Raw genomic sequence first — 23,806 nt, forward strand, 5'->3', positions numbered from 1 at the left:
GCCGCTCCCGCCGACCGCCGCCGATGCCCACGCCGCAGGGAGCGCCCATGAGCGAGGCCGTGTCCAGACGCCGGGCGATGCGCCTGCTCGGGGCGGTGGGCGTCGCACTGGGCGCGGCGGGCGCGGCCGGCTGCGTACCGGCGCCGCCGCCCGGCGCGCAGCCCCGTAAGGCCGCCGCCGCCGCCGCGGCCGGGGCCGGGGCCGGCGGCTCCGCCCGGATCGACGCGCTCCTGGCGAAGCTCACGCTGGAGGAGAAGACCGTCCTGCTGCACGGCGGCCCGGACCCGGACCCGCTCGGCCAGGCCGGCTACGTGCCGGGCATCCCGCGCCTCGGCATCCCCGCGCTGCGCCTCGCCGACGGTCCGGCCGGAGTCCGCGTCGCCAGGCCCGCCACCGCGCTGCCCGCGCCCGTACTGCTCGCCTCCGCCTTCGACCCGGCGCTCGCCCGCGAGTACGGCCGGGTCATCGGCCGCGAGGGCCGCGCGCTGGGCCAGGACGTCCTGCTCTCGCCGATGGTCAACCTGATCCGCACCCCGTACGCCGGACGGAACTTCGAGACGTTCTCGGAGGATCCGAAGCTGACGGCCGACCTGGTCGCCGAGGTCGTCCGGGGCATCCAGGACGAGGGACTCATCGCCACCGTCAAGCACTTCGCGCTCAACAACCAGGAGACGGGCCGCGACACCGTAGACGTGATCGCCGCCGAACAGACCCTCCACGAGACGGAGCTACGGGGCTTCGAGTCCGCCGTGGCCGCCGGCGCGGGCGCCGTGATGGGCGCCTACAACAAGGTCAACGGCGTCTACGCCTGCGAGAGCAAGCCCCTCCTCGACGAACTGCTGCGCGGCCGCTGGGGGTTCGACGGCTGGGTGATGTCCGACTGGGACGCCACCCACAGCACCGTCGCCTCGATCGGCGCCGGCCTCGACATGGAGATGCCCGGCGGCACCCACTACGGCGCCCCGCTGCGCGAGGCGGTGCGCGGCGGCTCCGTCCACGAGAGCGCGGTCGACCTCGCGGTCCGCCGGATCCTGGCCACGATGGACCGCTTCGGGCTGCTCGCGGAGCACCCGGCCGCGCGGCCCGCCCGGGACGCCGCCGCCGGGGCGGCCACCGCCCGGCGCGTCGCCGTCGCCGGAGCGGTCCTGCTGCGCAACGAGCGCGCCACCCTGCCGCTGGCGGGAGCCGCCGCCCGCTCGATCGCCGTCATCGGGCCCACCGGGCAGACCCCCTTCGTCAGCGGCGGCGGCAGCGCCCACGTGGTTCCGGACGCGGCCGCCGCCCCGCTCGACGCGATCCGGCGGCGGGCCGGGAACGGCGCCACCGTGAGCTACGCGCTCGGCGAGGACGTGTACGGGCGCCCGCTCCCGGCCGGGCTGCTGACGCCCTCCGCCGGTCCCGACGACCGGAGGGTGGAGGCCGGGCGGACCTGGAGCTTCGAGGGAACGTTCCGGCTGGCGGCGGACGACGAATGGACCCTGCTCGTCCACTACACCGGGAAACGGCCGGCGGTCAGGCTCGACGGGGAGGAGCTCTTCCCCGTGCGCCAGGGGGTGGCCGAGCAGTTCGCGGGCGGACTCCTCGGCGCCGCGCCCGACGGGTTCAGCGTGCGCCGGCGCAGCCTCGTGCTGAAGGCGGGCGAACACCGGCTCGCCGTCTTCGCCGAGGGCGGGTCGGCGGGGCAGCGGCTGCGCCTGCGCCACACCACGAAGGCGACCCGGGCCGCCGACCTCGCCGGTGCGGTGGAGGCCGCCGGGGCGGCCCGCAGCGTGGTGCTGTTCGCCTACGAGGACGCCACCGAGGGCAGCGACCGCACCTCGCTGGGGCTCCCGGGCGGCCAGGCGGCGCTGATCGAGGCCGTCGCCGCCGCCAATCCCCGCACCACCGTGGTGCTCAACACCTCCTCCGGCACGACGATGCCGTGGCTCCCGCGGACCGGAGCGGTCCTGCAGATGTACTACCCGGGCCAGGAGGGCGCGGTCGCCACCGCCGACGTGCTCTTCGGCGACGCGGACCCGGGCGGCCGCCTCACCCAGACCTTCCCGGCCGACGAGCGCGCGACCCCGGTCGGCGGCGATCCGATGCGCTATCCGGGGGTGGGCGGGCGGCAGGAGTACTCCGAGGGCGTCCACGTCGGCCACCGCTGGTACGACGCGCAGCAGGTGGCGCCGCTGTTCGCCTTCGGGCACGGGCTCTCGTACACGACCTGGGAGTACGAGAAGCTGGTGGTCCGGCCGGGCGGTGCCCACGGCCGGAGCGGCGGGCTCCGCGTGGAGTTCACCGTCCGCAACACCGGCCGCCGCAAGGGCACCGAGGTGGCCCAGGTGTACGTCGGCCCGTCCCCGGACCTGACGCTGCAGCAGCCGGTGCGGTCCCTGGCCGGCTACCGGCGGCTCACGCTCGGGCCCGGACAGGCGCAGCGGGTCGCCCTGGACATCGACGCGCGCACGCTGTCGTCCTGGGATCCGGAGCGGGACGCCTGGGTGGTGGGCACCGGGCGGCGCGAAGTGTTCGCGGGCCGTTCCTCGCGCGAACTCCCGCTGCGGGCAAAGGCTGTGGTGGCGACCGGATAGGCTGCTTGTTCGGCCTGTCACAGGGGGCGGGCCGGGCGGAGAACTCGGGAGGACGTACCGGTGCACATCCAGGAATGGCTGGAGACGATTCCGGCGGTCAGCATCTACGTCCTCGTGGGGCTCGTCATCGGGGTGGAGAGCCTCGGAATCCCGCTGCCGGGAGAGATCGTCCTGGTCAGCGCCGCGCTGCTGGCCTCGCAGCAGGGGCACATCGACCCCGTGGCGCTGGGGATCTGCGCGACGGCCGGCGCCATCGTGGGCGACTCCATCGGCTACGCGATCGGGCGCAAGGGCGGAAAGCCGCTGCTGGAGCGGCTGGGACGGCGCTTCCCCAAGCACTTCGGGCCGGACCAGGTGGCCGTGGCCGAGCGCTCCTTCGACAGGTGGGGCATGTGGGCCGTCTTCTTCGGGCGGTTCGTGGCGCTGCTGCGGATCTTCGCCGGTCCGCTGGCGGGCGTCCTGCACATGCCGTACTGGCGGTTCCTGATCGCGAACGTGCTCGGCGGGATCCTGTGGGCGGGCGGCACGACGGCCCTCATCTACTCGATCGGGATCGTGGCCGAGCCGTGGCTCAAGGGGTTCTCGTGGGTGGCGCTCGCGCTGGCGCTGCTCTTCGGGCTCGGGGTGACGATGGTGGTGCGCGGCCGGATGAAGAAGGCGGCCGCGGCGGCGCGCGCCGAGGGCGCCGTGATCGCGGAGCAGGCATCGGCGGCTCCGGCCGCACTCAAGGACTGAGCGGGCTCCTTCCCCCGCCGGCCGTGGGCCGGCGGGGGAAGGCAGGCGGGGCAGGGGCCACTGGGGGAGGCCGCCGGGGGGGGAGGGTCCGTCACGCGTCCGGGGTCACCGAGGCGCGGTGCTGTTTGGCCAGCTCGGTGTACATGAGGGCGTTGACCTTGATGCCCTCGCGCTCCTCCTCGGTCAGCTCGCGCCGCACCTTCGCCGGGACGCCCGCCACCAGCGAACCGGGCGGCACGATCATGCCCTGCGGGACCAGCGCCTGGGCCGCCACCAGCGAGCCGGCGCCGATCACCGCACCGTTCAGGACCGTCGCGCCCATGCCGATGAGGCAGTCGTCCTCGACGGTGCAGCCGTGCACGACGGCGTTGTGGCCGATGGAGACGCGTTCGCCGATGGAGACCGGGAAGCCGGGGTCCACGTGCACGGTGCAGTTGTCCTGCACGTTGCTGTCGGCGCCGAGGACGATCGGACCGCAGTCCGCGCGGAGCACCGCCGAGTACCAGATGCTCGCGCCCGCGCCGAGGCGCACGTCCCCGACCACGACGGAAGTGGGGGCGGTGAACGCCGTGGGGTCGATCTCGGGGTTCTTCCCGCCGACACCCGCCACGAGTGCCTGGGCCGCCTGCTGCGTCATGTGTTCTCTTCCTCCGTCGGTACGTGTCGCGCTACCGGCACCGTAGGCCACGCCAACCGTCCCCCGGGAATGGGGTGAAGATCACGGAGCGGTCCGGGCGCCCGGCGCGCTACGGTGACCCGGTGGCGAAGAACCAGAACACGTTCTCATCCCTGACGGCCCTGCGCCGCCGGCTCGCCGGCCGGGCCGCGCACGCGGGCTGGCGCTGGATGCAGCGGGCCGGCGCGGTCACCGCGCAGACCCCGGGAGGGCTGCGCTTCGGCGCGATCGGGCACGGTACGCGGCTCGCCTTCCCGCAGGGCACCGTCTTCGGCGCGCCCTGGATCAGGCTCGGCGACCACTGCATCATCGGTGAACAGGTCACGCTCACCGCCGGGATGATGCCCGACCTCGACCTCGGTGCCGAGCCGGTGCTCGTGCTCGGCAACGGCGTGGTCATCGGCCGGGACAGCCACGTCATCGCCGACACCCGGATCACGATCGGCAACGACACCTTCTGCGGTCCCGGGGTGTACATCACCTCCACGAACCACAGCTACGACGACCCGCACGAGCCCGTCGGCAAGCAGTGGCCGCGCAGTGCCCCGGTGGAGATCGGCCCGGGCTGCTGGCTGGGCACCGGGTCGGTGATCCTTCCCGGGGCGCGGCTGGGCCGCAACGTCGTGGTGGCCGCGGGGGCCGTCGTACGGGGCGAGGTGCCCGACCACGCCGTGGTGGCGGGGGCACCGGCGCGGATCGTACGCCGCTGGGAGCCCGGAACCGGCTGGCAGCCGCCGCTGCGCACCCCGGCGCCGGTGCCGATCCCCGACGGGGTGACGCCGGAACAGCTGCGCGCGCTGGCGGATCTGGCTGATCTCGCGGAGACGGAGTGAGCACCGTGCTCAGGGTCGGGGCGACCCCGTCCGCGGCCGGGCTGCTGCTGCGGCCGTGGGAGCCCGGCGACGCCGGGGCGCTGGCCAGGGCGTACCGGGATCCCGCGATGCGGCACTGGCTGACGGACCACATCGACGGAGTCGGGGACGCGGAGCGGTGGCTGGCGGCGCAGCGGCCCGGCTGGGAGAGCGGCGAGCGGCTGACCTTCGCCGTGTACGAGACCCCGCGCGAAGCCCCGTACGGGAGCCTGCTGGTGGCCGGCGCGGTGCTGAAGCGGACCGGCGCCGGTCCGGGTGCGGCGGAGGCCGGCTACTGGACGGTGGCCTCCGCCCGGGGCCGGGGCGTGGCCTCCCGGGCCCTCGGGGCGGTCACGGCCTGGGCGTTCGAGACCCTCGCGGCCGACGGCCTGGAGCGGATCGAGCTGCTGCACCAGGTGGACAACGCGGCGTCCTGCCGGGTCGCGGAGAAGACCGGCTTCGCACTGGAACGGACCCTTCCGGCGGCTCCGCCCGCCTTCCCCCTGGACGGGCACCTGCACGTCCGGCGTGCGGCCTGAAGCACCCCGCTTCCCGGAGACGGCCGGCCCGCCGGCCGGCAAGATCCGAAAGGGACGGCCTAGCCCGCCGCCAGGAGGACCGTGCCCGCCAGGGCCAGGCCGGCGCCCGCCGCCTGGACGGTGCGCAGGCGTTCCTTGAGGACGACGAACGCGGCCAGTGCGGTGATCACCGGGTAGAGCGAGGAGAGCACGGCGGCCACGGTGACCGGGCCGTGCTGGGCGGCGACGGAGTACGTGCCGTTCGCCGCGACATCGGCGAGCCCGACGAAGGCGAGCGCCGGCAGCAGCCCCCACAGGAGCCGCATGCCGCCCGCGTCCGCCGGGAGGGCCGGGGTGCCGCGCCGGGTCCGCACCCACAGGGCGGCGCCGCCGACGGTGACGTTGGTGACGCGCTGCACGAAGAGGGCGAGGAACAGGCCGGGCACGGTCGAGGAGGCGGGGGCGATCAGGGCCATCACCGCGCCGAAGCCGAAGGCCGCGACGAGGGTGAGGACGACCGCCTGCCGCTGCACGGGAGCGCCGCGCAGCTCCGGTCCGCCCGCCAGGACGATGCCCGCGACCGCCACCGCGATACCGGCGAACTGGCCGATGCCGGGCCGTTCGCCGAGCAGTAGTCCGGCGGTGACCGGCACCACGACGCCGATCGATCCGAGCGGGGAGACCACGCCCATCGGGCCGAGGGCGAGTGCCTTGTAGAAGCTGAGCATCGCGACGGGCCCGACCACGCCCGCCCCGACCGCGAACCACAGCTGCGGTCCGGCCTCCCGCCAGGCGCCGGTGCCCAGCACCACCGCGCCGAGCGCGAGGACAGCCAGGACCTGGGACGCGACCACCACGGTGAGGGCCGGTATCCGGCGGGTCAGCAGCCCGCCGCCGAAGTCGGCGAGGCCCCAGAGGACGGCTGTGGCCAGGGCGAACAGGGCGGTCATGGCAGGCCTCGCAGTACAGTGCGCTGAACGGTGGGGTACATGGTGGAGTACACCGCACCTTAGTTCAGCCTGTTGGACCCTGTCATCCAAAATATTGGACTGAGCGGATCGGTGGGCAGGCGGACGAGTGGATGAGCGGACGAGTGGACGAGTGGGCGGAGTGAACAGAACGGTGTCGGACCTCGAACAGCTCACCCAGGCGCTCGGCCGGAACCTCAAGCGCTGGCGCTCGGAGCGAGGCTTCACGCTCGAGGCCCTCGCGGCCCGCGCGGGGGTGAGCCGCGGCATGATCATCCAGATCGAGCAGGCCCGTACGAACCCCAGTGTCGGCACGACGGTCAAACTGGCCGACGCGCTCGGCGTCAGCATCACCACCCTGCTCGACTACGACCGCGGGCCGCGGGTGCAGGTGGTGCTGCCGGGCCAGGGGGTGCGGATGTGGTCCACCGAAGGCGGGAGCGGCGCCCGCATGCTGCTCGGCGACGACCGGCGCGGTCCGGTGGAGATGTGGACCTACCGCCTGGAGCCGGGCGAGGGGACCGACTCGGACCCGCATCCGCCCGGCACCTTCGAGATGCTGCACGTCACGGAGGGGGAGCTGACACTGGTGGTCGCCGCCGAGCGGTACGCCGTACCGGCCGGAGGGGCCGTCTCCTTCGAGGCGGACGCCCCGCACGCCTACCGCAACGAGGGCTCCGCCCCGATGGAGATGACCATGGCGGTCTCCATCCCGCCGGTGACCGGCCACGCCTGACCGGCCACACCTGACGGGTCACGCCTGACCGGCCGCGCTTCCCCGGTCTCGGAGGGCCTCAGAGCGCGGGGATCTCGATCGCCGGGCAGCGGTCCATGATCATGTCCAGTCCGGCCGTGCGCGTGCGCTCGAAGGCGGCCTCGTCGATCACGTTCAGCTGGAACCAGACCGCTTCCGCACCCTTGGCGACGGCCTCGTCCGCGACCGCACCGGCCAGGGCGCTGTTCACGAAGACGTCCACCACGTCCACCTTGAACGGGATCGCCTCCAGCGAGGGGTAGCCCTGCTCGCCGTGGACCGTCTCGGCCTTGGGGTGCACGGGAACCACGCGCTTGCCGTACCGCTGGAGCACCTCGGCCACGCGGTACGCGGCCCGGTCCCGGTTGTTGGACAGGCCCACCACGGCCCAGGTGTCGCCGAGCTCGGTGAGGACCTTGCGGATGGTTGCCGGATCGCCGTACACGTGTGCCGCCTCCTGCTGCTGCGATGTGCTTGTCCGATGGCTGCGGTCTGATGACCGCTTCCAGGCTGATCAACGTAAAAGACGCATGTCGGATTCCCCGTAGGGTGGACGGGTGAAGGCAGACCAGTACGTGACCGTGGCCCGTGAGGGCGTGCACGAGTCCGAGATCAACCGCTCGCGGTTCCTGTGCGCGCTCGCACCCGCCGCGACCGAGCGGGAGGCGCAGGAGTTCGTCGCACGGATCCGCAAGGAGCACCCCACCGCCTCGCACAACTGCTTCGCCTACGTCATCGGAGCCGACGCCTCCGTCCAGAAGGCCAGCGACGACGGCGAGCCCGGCGGCACCGCCGGGGTGCCGATGCTGCAGATGCTGACGCGCCGGGACATCCGCTACGCGGTCGCCGTCGTCACACGCTACTACGGCGGCGTGAAACTCGGCGCGGGCGGGCTCATCCGCGCCTACGGAGGGGTCGTCGGCGAAGCCCTCGACGCGCTCGGCACCGTCACCCGCCACCGCTACCGGCTGGCCACCGTCACCGTCGACCACCAGCGGGCCGGCAAGGCCGAGAACGACCTGCGGTCCACCGGGCGGACCGTGGTCGACGTGCGCTACGGGGCCGCCGTGGAGATCGAGGTCGCCCTCCCCGAGGCCGACCTGCCGGCCTTCGAGGCCTGGCTCGCCGACAGCACCGCCGGGAGCGCCACCCTCACGCTGGGCGGGGAGACGTACGCGCCCTGAGTGCCCGGGGCGGCCCGGGGGGCGCCGGGGAAGCGTTAGCGTAGAGGGGTTCAGGCTTCGGTCGGCCGCTTCGGTCGGCCGGCTTTGTTCGGTCGGCTTCGTTCGGCAGGTTCGTTCGCAGGGTTCATTCGCAGGGGGAGACGGTATGCGCGGCGGGGCCGGCGAGTGAAGTTCCTGCACACCTCCGACTGGCACCTCGGCCGGTCCTTCCACCGCGTGAACCTGCTCGACGCCCAGGCCGCCTTCATCGACCACCTCGTGGCGACCGTCCGCGAGCACGAGGTCGACGCCGTCCTCGTCGCCGGTGACGTCTACGACCGCGCCGTGCCCCCGCTGCCCGCCGTCGCCCTGTACGACCGGGCCCTGCACCGGCTCGCCGACCTCGGCGTGCCCACCGTGATGATCTCCGGGAACCACGATTCCGCCCGCCGCCTCGGCGTCGGGGCCGGACTGATCGGCCGGGCCGGGATCCACCTGCGGACCGACCCCGCCGGGTGCGCCGACCCCGTGGTGCTGGCCGACGTACACGGTGACGTGGCGCTGTACGGGCTGCCGTACCTGGAGCCCGCGCTGGTCAAGGACGACTTCGGGGCCGGGAAGGTCAGCCACGAGGCCGTCCTGGGCGCGGCCATGGACCGGATCCGGGCCGACCTGGCCGGCCGGGCGCCCGGCACCCGCTCCGTCGTCCTCGCCCACGCCTTCGTCACCGGCGGGCAGGCCAGCGACAGCGAGCGCGACATCGCCGTCGGCGGGGTCGAGGCCGTGCCCGCCGGCGTCTTCGACGGGGTCGACTACGTGGCACTCGGCCACCTCCACGGCTGCCAGACGATCAACGAGCGGGTCCGGTACTCCGGTTCCCCGCTCGCCTACTCCTTCTCCGAGGCCGACCACCGCAAGACCATGTGGCTCGTCGAACTGGGCGCGCAGGGCGAGATCGTGAGCGCCGAGCGCGTCGACAACCCGGTGCCGCGCGCCCTCGCCCGGCTCCGGGGACCGCTGGAGGAGCTGCTCTCCGGGAGCGCGTACGCACGCTACGAAGACTGCTGGCTGGAAGCCACCCTCACCGACCCCGTCCGGCCCGAAGACCCCATGGCCCGGCTCGCCGCCCGCTTCCCGCACACCCTCAGCCTGGCCTTCGACCCCGAGGGCCGCACCGAGGACGGCGGCGGCTCCTACGCACAGCGCCTCAAGGGGCGCAGCGACCAGGAGATCGCCGAGGACTTCGTCGCCCACGTGCGCGGCTGCGGTTTCACCGACGAGGCGGAACGGGCGGTGCTCCAGGGCGCCTTCGACGACGTACGGGTGGACGACGGCCGGCAGGAGACCCACCGATGAGGCTGCACCGGCTGCGCGTCACCGCCTTCGGACCCTTCGCCGAACCGCAGGAGATCGACTTCGACGCCCTCTCCGGCGCCGGGATCTTCCTGCTGCACGGCCCCACCGGGGCGGGCAAGACCTCCGTCCTGGATTCCGTCTGCTACGCCCTCTACGGTTCGGTCCCCGGCTCCCGCCAGGCCCCCGGCACCAGCCTGCGCAGCGACCACGCGGCCGCGGACACCCCGACCGAGGTCACCCTCGAACTCACCGCCGGCGGGCGGCGCCTGGAGATCACCCGGCGCCCCGAGCAGGACCGGCCCAAGAAGCGCGGCACCGGGACCACCAAGGACAAGGCGCAGAGCTGGCTGCGCGAGTACGACGGGGAACACTGGAGCCCGCTGAGCCGTTCCCACCAGGAGATCGGCGAGGAGATCGAGCAGCTGCTCGGCATGAGCCGCGAGCAGTTCTGCCAGGTCGTGCTGTTGCCGCAGGGGGAGTTCGCGCGCTTCCTGCGGGCCGACGAGGTGGCGCGCGGCCGGCTGCTGGGCCGGCTGTTCGACACCCGCCGCTTCGCCGCCGTCGAGACCCTGCTCGGCGAGCGGCGCCGGACCGCCGAGGCCAAGGTCCGTGCCGGTGACGAGCAGGTCCTGCACACCGCCCAGCGCCTCGCCCAGGCCGCCGGTGACGCCGCCGACCTGCGGGCGTGGCCGCTGCCCCGGCACCAGCCGGGCGACCCCGGGCTGGCCGGGGCGATCCGGGCCTGGGCCGCCGTCGCGCGCTGCTCCGCCCGGGAGCGGCTCACGGTCGCCGAGTACGCCCTCGCCGCCGTCGAGGGGCGCCACGCCGCCGCCCGGCGGGCCGCCGAGGAGGAGCGGGAGCTCGACCGGCTGCAACGCCGGCATGCGGAGACCGCGCGCCGGGCGGCCCTGCTCGCCGAGGCGGGTCCGGAGCGGGAGCGGGTGCGGGCGCTGCTCGACCGGGCCCGGCGCGGGGCCCTCGTCGCCCCCGCCCTGGAGCTGCGCGGAGCCGCCGCCGGTGCCCACATGGCCGCCGCGCACGCGGAGTCCGTGGCCCGGGCGGAGCTGCCGCCGCCGCTGGCCGGGGCGGGCACCGAGCAGCTGGCGGAGGTCGAGCAGCAGCTGCGCGAAGCCCTCGGAGCACTCGGAGCCGCCCGCCGCTCCGAGCAGCGCAGCGCCGAGATCGGCCGCGAACGGGCCGACCTGGAACGGGAGTCCCGGGCCGCCGAGGAACAGCAGCAGGAGACCGCCGAGTGGCTCGGCCGGTGGGAGGAGACCCGGGCCGGACTGGCCGGGCGGGCGGACGCCGCCCAGCAGGCCGCGAGCCTGGCCGAGCAGCTCGCCGGCAAGCTGGAGCCCGCTCGGCTGCACCTGCACGCCGCCCGGCGGCGCGACGCCCTCGACGTGGAGGCGGAGCGGGCCTCGGGCGAACTGCTCGGCGCGCGCGAGGAGTCGACCGCCGCCCGGGAGAGCTGGCTGGAGCTCAAGGAGACCCGGCTGCGCGGGATCGCCGCCGAGCTGGCCGCCGCCCTGGTGGCGGGCGAGCCGTGCACCGTGTGCGGCGCCGCGGAGCACCCCGCTCCGGCCCGCCCGGCCCCCGGGCACGTCGACCGGGCCGCCGAGGACGCGGCGCACGCCCGCTTCGAGCTGGCCGAGGAGGGCAGGGCGGGCGTCGAGCGGAGGCTGGCCGCCCTGCGGCAGGCCCGCGCCGAGGCCGCCACCGCCGCGGGGGACGCCACCACCGCCGAACTCCTGGAACTCACCTCCGAACTGAGCTCCCGTCACGCCGAGGCCCACGCCGCGGCCGCCGGACTGCACACCGCCCGGGAGCGGCTCGCCCGCGCCGAGCGGGAGCACGCCGTGCGCAGCTCCGAAGCGCAGGGCGCCGAGGTCCGGGCCGCCGCCAGGGCCTCGCGCCGCGAGGGCCTCGACCGGGAACAGGCCTCGCTGGAGACGGAGCTGGCGCGGGTGCGGGCGGACTCGCCCAGTGTCGCGGCCCGCGCCGGAGTACTGGAGGACCGGGTCCGCATGGTCACCGCGGCCGCCACCTCGCTGCGCCGGGCCGAAGCCACCGCCGCGCGGCTCAAGGAGGCCGACGGGCAGCTGGCCGACGCCGCCTTCAAGGCCGGCTTCGACACCATCGAGGAGGCGGCCGACGCGGTGCTCCCGGAGTACGAACGCACCGCCCTCCAGCGCCGCATGGACACCTGGCAGGCGGAGGAGGCCATGCTGTCGGACCGCCTCGGCGAGGCCGACACCGCCGCGGCGGCAGCCCTGCCTCCGGCCGCGCCGCAGGAAGCCGGGGCGTACGCGGACCGGGCCGCGGCGAAGCTTCGTACGGCAGGTTCCGCCGTGGACGCGGCCCGGGTCCGGTGCAAGGACCTCGACGGGCTCTCCCTCCAGGCCGAGCGGGAACTGCGCGCCCTGGGCCCGCTGCGCGAGGCCTACGAGCGGGTGGCCCGCCTCGCCGGACTGACCGCGGGCACCTCCGCCGACAACGAGCGCAAGATGCGGCTGGAGGCGTACGTGCTCGCGGCCCGGCTGGAGCAGGTCGCCGCCGCGGCGACGGTACGGCTGCTGCGCATGTCCGGCGGCCGCTACACCCTCGTGCACTCCGATGCCCGGGCGGGCGGGCGGGGGCGTTCGGGGCTCGGGATGCACGTGGTCGACGCCTGGACCGGCAGCGAGCGGGACACCGCGACCCTGTCCGGCGGCGAGACCTTCTTCGCCTCGCTCGCGCTCGCGCTGGGCCTGGCCGACGTGGTCACCGACGAGGCGGGCGGCATGCGGCTCGACACCCTCTTCATCGACGAGGGGTTCGGCAGCCTGGACGACCAGGCGCTGGACGAGGTGCTCGACGTACTGGACTCGCTGCGCGAACGCGACCGCAGCGTCGGCATCGTGAGCCACGTCGCCGACCTGCGGACCCGGGTGCAGACCCAGCTGGAGATCGTCAAGCAGCGCGGCGGCTCGGTGGTGCGCCACCGCACGGGGGCCGGAACGGACTGAAGCGAACGGACCGGCGGCCGCCTCGGGTGGCCGCCGGTCCGTCGTCCGGCTCAGAGCTTGGAGAGCTCGTCCACCAGGTCGTCGAGGCCCAGCGACCCCTGGGACAGCGCCGCCATGTGCCACGCCTTCAGGTCGAAGGACTCGCCGTGCGCGGCCCGGGCGTTGTCGCGGCCCAGCAGCCAGGCGCGCTCGCCCAGCTTGTAGCCGATCGCCTGGCCCGGCATCGACAGGTAGCGGGTCAGCTCGCTCTCGACGAAGTCGCCCGGCCGGCCGCTGTGCAGGCCGAAGAACTCCTGCGCCAGGTCCACCGTCCAGCGCTCGCCCGGGTGGAACGGCGAGTCCGCCGGGATCTCCAGGCCCAGGTGCATGCCGATGTCCACGATGACCCGCGTCGCGCGCATCATCTGGGCGTCCAGGTAGCCCAGCCGCTGCTCGGCGTCCTTGAGGTAGCCCAGCTCGTCCATGAGCCGCTCCGCGTACAGCGCCCAGCCCTCGGCGTTGGCACTGACGAGGCCGACGCTCGCCTGGTAGCGGGAGAGCTGGTCGGCGACGTGCGTCCACTGCGCCAGCTGCAGGTGGTGGCCCGGAACGCCCTCGTGGTACCAGGTGGAGACCAGGTCGTAGACGGGGAAGCGGGTCTGTCCCATCGTCGGCAGCCAGGTGCGGCCCGGACGGGAGAAGTCCTCCGAGGGGTTCGTGTAGTACGGGGCCGCCGCACCGCCCGGCGGGGCGATCCGCGACTCCACCCGCTTGACCCGCTCGGCGAGTTCGAAGTGGGTGCCGTCGAGGTTCTCGATGGCCTCGTCCATCAGCCCCTGCAGCCAGGCCTGGACCTCGTCCACGCCCTCGATGTGGGTGCCGTGCTCGTCCAGGTGCGCCAGCACTTCCCAGGGACCGGCGTCCGGCAGGATCTTGGCGGCTTCCGTCTTCATCTCGGCGAGCAGCCGGTGGTACTCCGACCAGCCGTAGGCGTACGCCTCGTCGAGGTCCAGGTCGGTGCCGTTGAAGTAGCGCGACCAGCGGGCGTAGCGCTCGCGGCCCACCGGGTCGGGCTGCCCCTCGACCGCCGGGGCGTACACGTCCCGCATCCAGTCGCGCAGTTCCACCACGGCGGCGGTCGCGGCGGCGGCGGCCTCGTCGAGCTCGGCGCGCAGCGCGTCGGGGCCCGCGGCGGCGAACTCGGTGAAGAAGCCGCCCTTGTCCCCCTCCTCGTCGCCCTCGCCGGCCCAGCCGCTGAGCTGCTCGACGAAGGTGGCGGTGGGGCGGGGGCTGCCGAACAGGCCGCGTTCCAGGCCGAGCGCGAGGCACTCGCGGTAGCCCGCGTAGGCGGCCGGTACGGCGCGCAGCCGCTCGGCGATCGCGGCCCAGTCCTCGTCCGTGTCGGCCGGGGTCAGGGTGAAGACCTCGCGGACCGCGTGCGCGGGGGAGTGGATGTTGCTGACCGCGCGCAGGTCCTCGTCGGCCTCGTGGACGGCGAGTTCGGCGTTCAGCCGCTCGCGCAGCAGACGGGCGCAGCGGCGCTCGACATCGCTGTCGGCGCCCGGCTGCCGCTCGGCGGCGTCGAGCAGCGCGAGGGTGGTGCGGGAGAGTTCGGCGGCCGCCGCGCGGCCCGCGGGGGAGAGGTCGGGGAGCCTGCCGGAGCTCGCGGGGACACCGAGGTAGGTGCCCGTGATCGGGTCGATGGCGATGAGGTCGTCGACGTAGGCATCGGCGACCTGGCGGGGCAGCCGTGCGGCGCTGTGGCTGGTGAGGATGTCTGACATGCGGACATCTTCTTATGCCGGACGGCCCCGCGTCATCAGCAATAGGCCTCAGCCTGCTGACGTGGGAGGCAGCAGGGGTCCGCAGTCCCATTCCTGGAAGATCAGCCGGGTCTCCACCCGGGCGACTTCCCGCCGCGAGGTGAACTCGTCGAGCACCAGTCGCTGGAGTTCGCCGGGATCGGAAACCGCCACGTGAACGAGGTAGTCGTCGGGTCCGGTCAGATGGAAGACGGCCCGCGAGGCCGGCAGTGAACGCACCCGGTCGACGAAGGGGCCGATCAGCTCGCGGCGGTGCGGGCGCACCTGGACGAGGAGCAGCGCCTCCAGTCCGCGTCCCAGTTTGGCCGGATCCAGCCGGAGCCGGTTGCCGAGGATGATCCCGGAGCGGCGCATCCGGGCGACCCGGTCCAGACAGGTGGACGCGGCGATGCCGACCTCGGCGGCCAGATCGCGGTACGTGGTCCGGGCGTCGTTCTGCAGGAGCCGCAGAATCTGCAGATCGACCGGGTCCAGTGCGACGGATTCGGACATTGGCCGAACGTAGCACGGGGATTTCCCGCCACGGCCGTCGCACTGCGCACAGTACGGCGCATGGAGACCAACGCCCCGACCGTACGACGGTCACTGGCCACCGAAGCGGTTCATGCCGGACGCGAGGACCTCGCCGGGCTCGGGCTGCACGCGCCTCCGCTCGATCTGTCGACGACTTACCCGTCGTACGACAGCCGGGCGGAGGCCGCCCGCATCGATGCGTTCGCCACCACCGGAGCCCGGCCCGAGGGCCCGCCGGTCTACTCCCGGCTGGACAATCCGACCACCGCCCGGTTCGAGACGGCCCTGGCCCGGCTCGAAGGCACCGAGAGCGCTGTCGCCTTCGCGAGCGGGATGGCCGCGCTGACGGCGTGCCTGCTGGTGCGGGGGATGAAGGAGCTGCGTCATGTGGTCGCCGTACGACCTCTTTACGGGTGCAGCGACCACCTGCTGAGCAGCGGGCTCCTGGGGACACGGGTGACCTGGGTGGACCCGGAGGGCATCGCCGGCGCCATCCGGCCGGACACCGGTCTGGTCATGATCGAGTCGCCCGCCAACCCGACGCTCGCGGAGATCGACCTGAAGGCCGCCGCGGAGGCCTGCGGGGAGGTCCCGCTGCTGGTCGACAACACCTTCGCGACGCCCGTCCTGCAGCGGCCGGCCGAGAGCGGGGCCCGGCTGGTGCTGCACAGCGCCACCAAGTACCTCGGCGGCCACGGGGACGTCCTCGGCGGGGTCGTCGCCTGCGACGAGGAGTTCGCACGGCAGCTGCGCCAGGTGCGGTTCGCGACCGGCGGGGTGCTGCACCCGCTGGCCGCGTACCTGCTGCTACGAGGGCTCTCGACGCTCCCCGTACGGGTACGGGCGGCCTCCGCGAGCGCCGCGGAACTCGCCCGGCGGCTCGCGGCCGATCCGCGGGTCCTGCGCGTGCACTACCCGCGGATCGGCGGCGCCATGGTGGCCTTCGAGACGGCCGGGGACCCGCACGAGGTGATCGCCTCGGTCCGGCTGGTCACCCCGGCCGTGAGCCTGGGCAGTGTCGACACCCTCATCCAGCACCCGGCCTCCATCAGCCACCGCATCGTGGCCGAGGGGGACCGCCACGCCTCGGGCGTGAGCGACCGGCTGCTGCGCATGTCGGTCGGGCTGGAGGACGTGGACGACCTGTGGGCCGATCTGGACCAGGCGCTGGACCGGGCGATGGCGCGGGCCGAGGACCGGGTGCTGGAGCTGGACCGGATGCCGGACCTGGACGGGGTGCCCGACCCGGCGCCGGAGCGGGTGTCGGAGCCGGTCCAGGTCCCGGTCTAGGTCCCGGTCCCGGTCCCGCTCTGGGTCCCGGCCGGGACGGGTCCCGGCCGGGACGGGTCCCGGCCGGGGGCCCGGGCTCAGTGCTGGGCGCGGGGCAGACCGCGGGGTTCGCGCGGGAGGTCGTACGGCAGCCGGGAGCTGACGGGGGTCGCGTCCAGCCGGGCGGTGATCACCAGGGTGCCCTCCTCGATCTGGTAGTCGAGGGGGAGGCCGAGGCCGCGCATGGCCGCGACCATGCCGGTGTTCGAGGCCTGCGTGACGGCGTACACGCTGTCGCACCCGGCCTCGACGGCCATCCCGATCAGCCGGCCCAGCAGCTCGGAGCCGATGCCGCGGCGCTGCCAGTCGTCTTCGATGAGCAGCGCCACCTCTGTCTCGTCGCCGTCCCAGAGCAGGTGGCCGAGGGCCACGAGCTTGCCGGAGGCGGTGGTCGCGGCGAGGGTGCGGCCGAAGCGCGGGCTCAGCAGGTGGCCGAGGTAGCGGTCGGCGTCGGCGACCGGGCCGTGGTAGCGCAGGCCGAGGGTGCGCTCCGAGCAGCGGTCGTGCATGGCGCGGGCGGCGGCCAGGTCGGAGCCGTCGGCGCGGCGCACGGTGATCTCGTTGCCCTCGGGCAGGGTCAGTACGTCCAGACCGCGCGGGACGCGGGGCCCGAGCCGGGCGTCGAGCTCGACGAGCGCCCGGGCGCGGGCGAACTCGGTCGGGGTGAAGGGCAGGTAGGGCCGCTCGATGGTGATCGCCCCGCCGGAGGGGTCGCGCAGCCGCATGACCGTGGCCTCCAGGACGCCTTCGACGGGGGCGTCCGCGCCGGCGTTGGGGCGCCCGGAGAGGGTGGTCGCCGGGATCGAGTGGATGGTGCAGCGGCCGAGCAGCTGGCGCAGCGCGAGCGGCAGCTCGGCGGCGTCCAGCGCGGTGCGGGTGGCCAGGCCCAGGACCCGGGTCGGGGTGTCGACCAGGTCGTGCGCGTCGGCGCGCTCGATCCAGGTGCTGTGGCCGCCGGCGCCCGCGATGGCCCGGGTGAGGTCGCAGGAGGGCAGCTGCTGCGGGGCGCGCAGCAGGAACTCGTCCACCGTGCCGCCCTCGGGGAGCGGGTGCGTCTGGAGGGTCAGGATGTCCACGCCGCTCCGGGCGAGGGCGGTGCAGATCGCGGCGAGGCTGCCGGGTTCGTCGCGCACGGTCGTCCGCATCCGCCACAGGGCGGAGGTGAGCGCGGCGTCCGTGTCCGCGGCGGCGGTCGCTGCCGTGCCCGGGCCGGCGGGCGCGGCTTGCCCGGGCGCGGTGTGCGGGTGCGCGGTGTCCGTGGGCGGCGGCGCATGGCTGTGACGCCGTGCCCACCAGGTGTGGAACGCCGCCGTGACCAGGAGCGCGACGGCCGAGGCCACGAGCAGCACGGGACCGCGCGGACCGTGCACGACGAGATTGGCGATGCCGTCGGCGACCGCCACGGCGCAGAAGAGGGCGGCGAGCTCGACGACGTCCCGGCGCCAGTGGTGGCGGTGGGGACGGTGGGCGGAGGCAGCAATACGCTCAGTCATGCAGACCACTGTGACGCAGGGGTGTTGCGTGATCACGAACGATCTGTGACCGACTGGTTAAGGATCCATCTGGCCGATTTCGCCCTGTTTTCCGGCTGATTTCAGATACCGGGCGCTACTGGCCCACCCGCCCGGGCCGCAGGGTGCGCGTGAAGAGTACGCCGCCGCCCTGCTGCCGCAGACGGACGGTGAGCTCGCCGCCGTCCCCGTCGATCTCCACCTCGCCGTAGTACGGGGGGTTCTCGGACGGGGACATGTTGGCGAAGGGCGCGGACCGGACGTAGGCCGTCTCCGGGCCGAAGGTGGCGTCCAGCCGCCCGGCGGGGAAGCCGCCCGCACCGATGGGGCCGGAGACGAACTCCCAGAAGGGGGCGAAATCGGTGAACGCGGCCCGCTCCGGCGCATAGTGGTTCGCGGCCGTGTAGTGGACGTCCGCGGTGAGCCAGAGGGTGCCCGTGATGCGCTGGTGCTTGATGTGGCGCAGCAGCTCGGCGATCTGCAGTTCACGCCCGAGCGGCGCGCCGGGGTCGCCCTGGGCGACGGCCTCGAAGTCCGTGGCCCCGTCGGCCACCACGATGCCCAGCGGCATGTCGGCGGCGATGACCTTCCAGGTGGCGCGGGAGCGAGACAGCTCGCGCTTGATCCAGCCCAGCTGCTCGGCGCCGAGGATGCCGATGGGGTCGTCGGTCTGGCGGCCGGGGGAGTTCGGGTCACGGTAGGTGCGCATGTCGAGGACGAACACGTCGAGCAGCGGCCCGTGGCGCATCACCCGGTACATCCGCCCCTCGGCGCGGCCGCCGCGCAGGTCGGTGACGGGGAAGTACTCGCCGAAGGCCCGGCGGGCCCGGGCGGCGAGGGTGTCGACGTCCTTCTCGGTGTAGCGGGGGTCGTCGAGGATCTGGCCGGGGTACCAGTTGTTGCGCACCTCGTGGTCGTCCCACTGGGCGAGGACCGGTACGTGGGCGTTGAACTCGCGCAGGCCGGCGTCGAGCAGGTTGTAGCGGAAGTTGCCCCGGTACTCGGCGAGGGTTTCGGCGACCTTCGCCTTCTCCTCGGTGGTCACGTTGTGCCAGAGGGTTCCGTCGCGCAGCGGCACCGAGGCCTGGATCGGCCCGTCGGCGTAGATGGTGTCCCCGCTGAAGAGGAAGAAGTCGGGGTCCCGCAGCCGCATTTCGTCGAAGACGCGGTAGCCGCCGATCTCCGGGTTGATGCCCCAGCCCTGGCCGGCGAGGTCCCCGGACCACAGGAACCGCACGTCGCGGCGGCGGGAGGCGGGGGTGGTCCGGAAGGTGCCGCGCACCGGCTCGCCGGTGCGGCGCGGATCGTCGGGGTCGGCGAGCACGACCCGGTAGTGGATCTGCTGGCCGGGCGGGAGTTCGCGCAGGGTGGTGGTGCCGGTGAAGTCGGTGTCCGGGCCGAGCAGCGGACCGCGGTGGCGGCGGACGGCGTAGCGGAAGGACTCGCTCGGGGAGGTCTCGACGACCATCCGCGCGGGCCGGTCGGAGCGCGTCCAGACGGTGGCCGAGTGGGCGGTGATCTCGCCGGACTGGACGCCCCAGAAAGCGTTCGGGCGGCCCGCGCGGGCGAAGGCGGGCGCGGCCGCGAACGCGGGGGTGGACAGGGCGCCGGTCAGGGCGCTGGACAGGGCGAGGCCCACCGGGACGGCGAGGGAACCGCCGAGCAGGGAGCGTCGGGTGTGCGGCAGAGGGGCCATCGGTGCGTCTCCAGAGGCCGGCGGGGACGGGCCGGACCAGTGTGCCGCCCTACACCGGCCGCACACCGGACCGCCCGCGTCGGGCACGCGAACCATGCGTGAACACTGATGAGCGCCGATGCCCGGGGCCACTCGCGGGCGGACCGCCATTGACGGCCCGCCGGCCCGTGATTGACGACCCGTCAATCGAGGAGCGGCGACCCGTCGACCCGCGAATGACCATCCGTCAAGAGATCATGGGGTGCGGCGGATCGTGTCCAGGATGACGCGGGTGACCAGGGCCGGGTCGTCGTTCATCGGGACGTGCCCGCACCCCGGGAGCCGGACGAGGCGCGCGCCGGGGATGGTGTGCTTGGCGCGGACGCCCTGGCGGCGCGGGAGCAGCCGGTCACGGCTGCCCCAGGCGATGGTGACGGGCAGGCCGGGCAGGTCCTCGGTGAACCGTACGGAGCCGCCCGCGGCCAGGGTCTGCGTGAAACCGGTGGCCTCGCGCAGGGCGACCGTCTCGGCCGTCACGGCGTCGGGCGAGCGGCGTCCCGGCCGCGCGTAGATGCTGCCCGTGAGCGCGGCGCGGCCGGCGGCGCTGCGGGAGAGCCGTTCCACGGCGGAGTGGGGCAGGGCGGTGGCCCCGGCCCGCATCGCGCGCAGCGCGGTGAAGGCGTAGCGGCGCTCGCCCTGCGACCAGAACCCGGCGGGGGAGAGGGCGGTGACCGAGCGGGCCAGGCCGACGCGGCCCATCTCGAGGGCGAGGAGCCCGCCGAGGGAGTTGCCCGCGACGTGCGGACGCAGGACACCGAGCGCGGCGCAGAGCGCGCCGAGCGCCGGGGCGACGGTGCCGAGGTCGTACGGGACCCCGTGCGGCAGCGCCTCCGAGACGCCGAAGCCGGGCAGGTCGACGGCGATCACGTCGTACTCGGCGGCCAGGATGTCGCTCACCGGGCGCCAGGCCTGGAGGTGGTGGCCTATGCCGTGCAGCAGCAGGAGCGGTTCGCCCGCGCCCTTGCGCTCGTAGGCGGCGGTGGTGGTGCGGGGGCCCAGCGGCGAATCGATCGTGAAGGAGATCGTGGCGGTCATGCTGCTCCTCGTAGGGGTCGGCGGCATCGGCGTCTGTGAGACGGGTTGTCAGTAGTGTCTCCCGACTGATTACCGACCGGTAGCCCCCAGCGGCAGGACTTCTCCCCGCGAACATCCCGTGAACGGCTTGATACATATGCCCGATCTGCCCGGCAAAGGGATGAGGATTGGTCTTGACCAAGGGGGTGCGCCGTCCTATCGTCGCAGGCATAGTGCAGGAACCTTTAATAAACAAAGGCGCGGAACTGCCGCTGGAACACGGCGAGTGCAGCGATTGCAGGAGGAGTCAGGGTGGGGACCACACAGCTCGAATCGGTGCCGGAGCCGAAGTACTGGCACCTCAAGACCGTCCTCAGCGAGGCGCTCGACCAGGATTTCGCCGTGGGCGAGGTCCTGCCGAACGAGCGTGAGCTCGCCGCCCGTTTCGGCGTCGCCCGGGCGACCCTGCGCCAGGCCCTGGAGCAGCTGGAGCTCGAAGGCCGCCTGCAGCGCCGCCGCGGCGTCGGCACCACCGTCGCCCCGCCCCGCGTGGGCGTCGACGTCGGCAACGCGCGGCACAGCTGGCCCGGCGAGAGCACCGACGGGTGGGAGCCCGTGGACGCGGCCGAGGCCGTACCGGCGGCCGCCGTCCTGAAACTCCTCGGAACCGCCCCCGGCGAGCTGGTCCTCGCGGTGCGCCGGACCCGCGTCGAGCAGGGCCAGGTCGTCGCCGCCGAGCTGCTGTACGTACCGGCCGGCTCGGTGCCGGGCCTCTCCGCGATCGACGCCCCGGCCGGCCCGGCGCGCGCCCGCGCCGTCATGCGCGAGCTGCAGCGGCTCACGCTCGACGGGCAGGACCGCTCGGTGGAGCTCGGCTCGGCCCGCGCCGACGACGCGAAGGAACTGGACCGCCTGCCCGGCGCCCCGGTCCTCCTGGTCACCACCCGCTACTTCACGGTCCAGGGCACGGCGGCCGTCTCGGTGGCCACCTACCGCGCCGACACCTGCCGCCTCACCTTCGGCGACTCGGGCGACGTCGAAATAACGCACGACGCGCGCGTGGCGTCCTGACCCGCTGAGAAGGCCCGCCACCACGCGAAGGCCCCGCCGGGCAGGGGCAACGCCCGTCCGGCGGCAGTTCGCGGAACGCGGGTGGAGCCCGCCCGGCCGCGCGGCCGGGCGCGGCCTCCACGGAACGCGCGGAGCTGCCGCTGCGGAATCCACGGTCGCCCCGGACGGGATCGGCGGCGGGGGCGCGGGAAGACCGATCTATCGGAGGCGATCGGCCGGGTCCGCGAGTGAGGCGTGCCGCCCCCGGAGGGCTCAGCGGCGGCGGGTCGTGACGGTCTTCTCCACCGCGAACAGCTCTTCCTCCACGTGGTCCAGCGCCAGCCGCAGCGCCCCCGTGGCCACCGCCGCCTCGCCGAGCAGGGACAGGGCCACGCGCGGCGGGCGGAGGCAGTACCGCTCCAGTTCCCGGCGCAGGGGGTCGAGGACCCCGTCCATCCCGGCCGCCCAGCCGCCGACGACGACCAGTTCCGGATCCATCGCCAGGACCAGCGCCGCCACGTCGTGCACCAGCCGCTGGATGAACCGCTCCACCGCGGCCACGGCCCGCTCGTCGCCGCGCTTGGCCATGGCGAAGACCTCCGCGACCGCCCGCTCGTCCAGCGGGTGCAGCGGTTCACCGGTCGTCGACAGCAGCCTCTCCGGCGTGACCTCGCGGCCCAGCAGGTGCAGCGCGCCGATCTCTCCGGCCGCCCCGCCGAAGCCGCGGTGCAGGCGGCCGCCGATCAGGGAGCCCGCGCCGGGGCTGAGTCCGGCCATCACGAAGACCATGTCGTCGGTGTCGGTCGCGGCGCCCTTCCAGTGTTCGGCGACCGCCGCCGCGTTGGCGTCGTTCTCCACCTGCACCGGGCAGCGGAACGAGCGGCGGAGCCGTTCCCCGAGCGGCAGCCCGGTCCAGCCGGGCAGGGCCGTGCCGAGGCGGACCGTGCCGTCGGCCTCCACGATTCCGGGGCTGCCGACGCCGACCGCCCGCAGGGAGTCCCGGGGTACCCCGGCCCGGCGCAGCAGGTCCGCCACCGCACCGCGGACCCGCTCGAGCCGCTCGTCGGCGGAGGCCGTCTCGGCGACCTCCTTGGTGCCGGCGCCGATCACCCGCCCGTCCAGCCCGGACAGCAGCACCGCGACCCGGTGCGCCCCGATCTCCACGCCGAGCAGGTGCCCCGCCTCCGCGCGGAAGCGGAACCGTCGGGCCGGGCGCCCCTGGCGCCGCGCGCCTTCCTCCGCACCCGCTTCGACGACGAGTCCCGTGCCGATGAGTCCCTCGACGACGCCCTCGACGGTGGGCCGGGAGAGTCCGGTGATCCGGGTGAGGTCGGTGAGGGTCGGCGACTCGGCCGCGCGCAGTGCCCGTAGCACCACGGCGGAGTTGATCCGCCGGAGCAGAGAGGGGTCCCCGCCGGTCAGCTGCCCCAACGTGTGTCCTCCCAGCTAGCGAGCTTGTCAGCCGGATCGTACTGCGGACCAGGGGCAACGGCGAGAAGCGGCCCCCCATCGGCCGGAATCCGCCCTTCCTCCCACACGTCCGTAGTGCACCCGGCCGAATGCTTTCCGGATGCTTTCCGGTGACGCCGAGCCTGCCGTCAGGCGGGGGCGACGAAGCCCGATTCGTACGCTGTGATCACGGCCTGGGTCCGGTCCCGCGCACCCAGCTTCGCCAGGATCGCGCTGACGTGGGACTTCACCGTCTCCGTGCCCACGATCAGCTCGCGGGCGATCTCGATGTTGGTCAGGCCCTTCGTCATCAGCCGGAGCACGGCCTCCTCGCGCTCGGTCAGCGCCGCCCGCTCCAGCACCGTCCGGGCCTGCCGGTTTCCGTACTCGGCGGCCAGCGACCGCACCGCCGCGGGGAACAGCAGGGTCTCACCCTCGGCCACCAGCCGTACCGCGTGCACGATCTCCGACGGGCGGGCCCGCTTCAGGAGGAATCCGTTCGCGCCGGCCCGCAGCGCCTGGTAGACGTACTCGTCGTTCTCGAAGGTGGTGACCACGAGGATCTTGGGCGGCGAGTCCACTGACCGCAGGATCGCCCGGGTCGCCTCGATTCCGTCGAGCAGCGGCATCCGGACGTCCATCGCGACGACGTCCGGCCGCAGTTGCCGCACGAGCGGGACGACCGAGGCGCCGTCGGCGGCCTCTCCGACCACCTCGATGTCGGGCTGGGCGTCCAGGACGGCGCGCAGACCCGCGCGCACCAGGGGTTCGTCGTCGACGAGCAGTACGGTAACCGGCATC

The 23,806-nt window shown here is 74.2% G+C and carries 20 protein-coding genes; 10 read left to right on the forward strand and 10 right to left on the reverse strand.

What is annotated here, in order from left to right; genetic code table 11:
• Positions 1-47: 47 nt before the first annotated feature.
• On the forward strand, positions 48-2,573 hold the full coding sequence (locus OG904_RS27200; RefSeq protein ID WP_405495314.1) for a beta-glucosidase: 2,526 nt from the start codon (positions 48-50) through the stop codon (positions 2,571-2,573).
• A 60-nt stretch (positions 2,574-2,633) separates the two neighbouring features.
• Entirely contained in the window at positions 2,634-3,308 is a 675-nt protein-coding gene (locus OG904_RS27205) for a DedA family protein (protein ID WP_405495316.1), read from the forward strand.
• Positions 3,309-3,399: 91 nt separating this feature from the next.
• On the opposite strand, the gene OG904_RS27210 is transcribed toward OG904_RS27205, so the two are convergent.
• Positions 3,400-3,945: a gamma carbonic anhydrase family protein gene (locus OG904_RS27210; RefSeq protein WP_405495318.1), complete on the reverse strand. Its 546-nt coding sequence runs from the start codon at positions 3,943-3,945 to the stop codon at positions 3,400-3,402.
• 122 nt (positions 3,946-4,067) lie between these two features.
• On the opposite strand from OG904_RS27210, the gene OG904_RS27215 reads away from it, so the two are divergent.
• Both OG904_RS27215 and OG904_RS27220 read left to right on the forward strand, forming a co-directional pair.
• Entirely contained in the window at positions 4,068-4,817 is a 750-nt protein-coding gene (locus tag OG904_RS27215) for an acyltransferase (RefSeq protein WP_405495320.1), read from the forward strand.
• On the forward strand, positions 4,814-5,374 hold the full coding sequence (locus OG904_RS27220; protein ID WP_405495323.1) for a GNAT family N-acetyltransferase: 561 nt from the start codon (positions 4,814-4,816) through the stop codon (positions 5,372-5,374). Before OG904_RS27215 ends, OG904_RS27220 begins: the two co-directional genes overlap by 4 nt.
• A gap of 59 nt (positions 5,375-5,433) precedes the next feature.
• Here the strand turns inward: OG904_RS27220 and OG904_RS27225 are convergent, their stop codons facing one another.
• Positions 5,434-6,303: an EamA family transporter gene (locus OG904_RS27225; RefSeq protein WP_405495325.1), complete on the reverse strand. Its 870-nt coding sequence runs from the start codon at positions 6,301-6,303 to the stop codon at positions 5,434-5,436.
• A 172-nt stretch (positions 6,304-6,475) separates the two neighbouring features.
• Here OG904_RS27225 and OG904_RS27230 point away from each other — a divergent pair, with 172 nt between their 5' ends.
• Entirely contained in the window at positions 6,476-7,057 is a 582-nt protein-coding gene (locus tag OG904_RS27230; protein WP_405498301.1) for a helix-turn-helix domain-containing protein, read from the forward strand.
• A 58-nt stretch (positions 7,058-7,115) separates the two neighbouring features.
• On the opposite strand, the gene OG904_RS27235 is transcribed toward OG904_RS27230, so the two are convergent.
• Complete coding sequence (locus OG904_RS27235; RefSeq protein WP_405495327.1) at positions 7,116-7,520, reverse strand: CoA-binding protein; 405 nt, start codon at positions 7,518-7,520, stop codon at positions 7,116-7,118.
• 112 nt (positions 7,521-7,632) lie between these two features.
• Between OG904_RS27235 and OG904_RS27240 the strand changes: the two genes are divergently transcribed.
• The 3 genes from OG904_RS27240 to OG904_RS27250 all read left to right on the forward strand — a co-directional run bounded on the left by OG904_RS27240 (position 7,633) and on the right by OG904_RS27250 (position 12,602).
• Positions 7,633-8,259, forward strand: a complete 627-nt coding sequence (locus OG904_RS27240; protein WP_405495329.1) for a YigZ family protein — start codon at positions 7,633-7,635, stop codon at positions 8,257-8,259.
• 165 nt (positions 8,260-8,424) lie between these two features.
• Positions 8,425-9,594 carry an exonuclease SbcCD subunit D gene (locus OG904_RS27245; protein WP_405495331.1) on the forward strand — a complete coding sequence of 390 codons (1,170 nt, stop codon included), beginning with the start codon at positions 8,425-8,427 and terminating at the stop codon, positions 9,592-9,594.
• Entirely contained in the window at positions 9,591-12,602 is a 3,012-nt protein-coding gene (locus OG904_RS27250; RefSeq protein WP_405495333.1) for an AAA family ATPase, read from the forward strand. Before OG904_RS27245 ends, OG904_RS27250 begins: the two co-directional genes overlap by 4 nt.
• A gap of 50 nt (positions 12,603-12,652) precedes the next feature.
• Here OG904_RS27250 and OG904_RS27255 read toward each other — a convergent pair whose 3' ends face one another.
• Both OG904_RS27255 and OG904_RS27260 read right to left on the reverse strand, forming a co-directional pair.
• On the reverse strand, positions 12,653-14,365 hold the full coding sequence (locus tag OG904_RS27255) for a DUF885 domain-containing protein (RefSeq protein WP_405495335.1): 1,713 nt from the start codon (positions 14,363-14,365) through the stop codon (positions 12,653-12,655).
• Positions 14,366-14,413: 48 nt separating this feature from the next.
• Positions 14,414-14,896: an Lrp/AsnC family transcriptional regulator gene (locus tag OG904_RS27260; protein WP_405495337.1), complete on the reverse strand. Its 483-nt coding sequence runs from the start codon at positions 14,894-14,896 to the stop codon at positions 14,414-14,416.
• A gap of 60 nt (positions 14,897-14,956) precedes the next feature.
• Between OG904_RS27260 and OG904_RS27265 the strand changes: the two genes are divergently transcribed.
• On the forward strand, positions 14,957-16,207 hold the full coding sequence (locus OG904_RS27265) for a trans-sulfuration enzyme family protein (RefSeq protein ID WP_405495339.1): 1,251 nt from the start codon (positions 14,957-14,959) through the stop codon (positions 16,205-16,207).
• Between the two features lie 77 nt (positions 16,208-16,284).
• Here the strand turns inward: OG904_RS27265 and OG904_RS27270 are convergent, their stop codons facing one another.
• The 3 genes from OG904_RS27270 to OG904_RS27280 form a co-directional block, all read right to left on the reverse strand.
• Positions 16,285-17,739 carry a GNAT family N-acetyltransferase gene (locus OG904_RS27270; protein WP_405495341.1) on the reverse strand — a complete coding sequence of 485 codons (1,455 nt, stop codon included), beginning with the start codon at positions 17,737-17,739 and terminating at the stop codon, positions 16,285-16,287.
• Between the two features lie 115 nt (positions 17,740-17,854).
• Complete coding sequence (locus tag OG904_RS27275; protein ID WP_405495343.1) at positions 17,855-19,453, reverse strand: alkaline phosphatase D family protein; 1,599 nt, start codon at positions 19,451-19,453, stop codon at positions 17,855-17,857.
• Positions 19,454-19,687: 234 nt separating this feature from the next.
• Positions 19,688-20,527, reverse strand: coding sequence for an alpha/beta fold hydrolase (locus OG904_RS27280; protein ID WP_405495345.1), 840 nt, complete (start codon positions 20,525-20,527; stop codon positions 19,688-19,690).
• A 291-nt stretch (positions 20,528-20,818) separates the two neighbouring features.
• Here OG904_RS27280 and OG904_RS27285 point away from each other — a divergent pair, with 291 nt between their 5' ends.
• Positions 20,819-21,577 (forward strand): GntR family transcriptional regulator, encoded by a 759-nt coding sequence (locus OG904_RS27285; RefSeq protein WP_405495347.1) that lies wholly within the window; start codon positions 20,819-20,821, stop codon positions 21,575-21,577.
• A gap of 252 nt (positions 21,578-21,829) precedes the next feature.
• Here the strand turns inward: OG904_RS27285 and OG904_RS27290 are convergent, their stop codons facing one another.
• Positions 21,830-22,987, reverse strand: coding sequence for an ROK family transcriptional regulator (locus tag OG904_RS27290; RefSeq protein ID WP_405495349.1), 1,158 nt, complete (start codon positions 22,985-22,987; stop codon positions 21,830-21,832).
• Positions 22,988-23,154: 167 nt separating this feature from the next.
• Positions 23,155-23,805, reverse strand: a complete 651-nt coding sequence (locus OG904_RS27295; RefSeq protein WP_405495351.1) for a response regulator — start codon at positions 23,803-23,805, stop codon at positions 23,155-23,157.
• Position 23,806: the final 1 nt, after the last annotated feature.

The sequence above is a fragment of the Streptomyces sp. NBC_00096 genome (genome assembly GCF_045041305.1).
In the GTDB taxonomy this organism is placed as follows: Bacteria; Actinomycetota; Actinomycetes; order Streptomycetales; family Streptomycetaceae; genus Streptomyces.